Annotated in this window: 1 protein-coding gene; it reads left to right on the top strand. The window is 70.8% G+C overall.

The features are described 5' to 3' along the window. Nucleotides 1-14: 14 nt before the first annotated feature. The coding region (locus KGA66_RS31300; RefSeq protein WP_312887122.1) for a phosphopantetheine-binding protein at nt 15-688 on the top strand (674 nt) is incomplete at its 3' end.

Here is a 688-nt window from a genome sequence, read left to right on the forward strand (position 1 = left end):
ACATGGTGCCTTCGGTGGTGGTGGTGCTGGATGTGTTGCCGTTGACGGTGAACGGCAAGGTGGATCGCAAGGCCCTGCCGGCTGTCGAAGTATCGGGTTCGGGGACGGGCCAGGAGCCTTCCACGCCGCTGGAGGAAACCCTCTGCGCGCTGTTCGCCGAGGTGCTGGGGGTGGAGCGGGTCGGCGTGCGGGACGGGTTCTTCGACCTGGGCGGCGACTCGATCGCCTCGATCCAGTTGGTGGCGCGCGCCCGGCGGGCCGGTCTCGCCCTCAGCCCGCGCGACGTCTTCGTGCACCGCACGGTGGCCGAACTCGCGCGGGTCGCCACCGCCGCGCCGGCCGGGACCGCGGCGGGCGAAGAGGCCGGCGATCGCCCGCTGCTCGACCTGGAGCCCGGTGAACGCGAGCGGCTCGACGCCCTCGTTCCCGGCGCCGAGGAGTACTGGCCCCTGACGGCCTTGCACGAAGGCATGCTCTTCCACGCCCAGTACGACGGTGAAGACGGCGTGGACGTCTACAACGTTCAGAACGCGTTCGCGCTGGACGGTGCGTTGGACGAGGCGGTGTTGCGGGCGGCGTGTCAGGGTGTGGTGGATCGGCATGCGGCGTTGCGGGCCGGGTTCGTGCAGCGGCGTTCGGGTCAGACGATCCAGGCGATCCCGCGGTCGGTGGTGGTGCCGTTCGAGGT

The organism is Actinocrinis puniceicyclus (genome assembly GCF_018283645.1).
GTDB lineage: Bacteria > Actinomycetota > Actinomycetes > Streptomycetales > Catenulisporaceae > Actinocrinis > Actinocrinis puniceicyclus.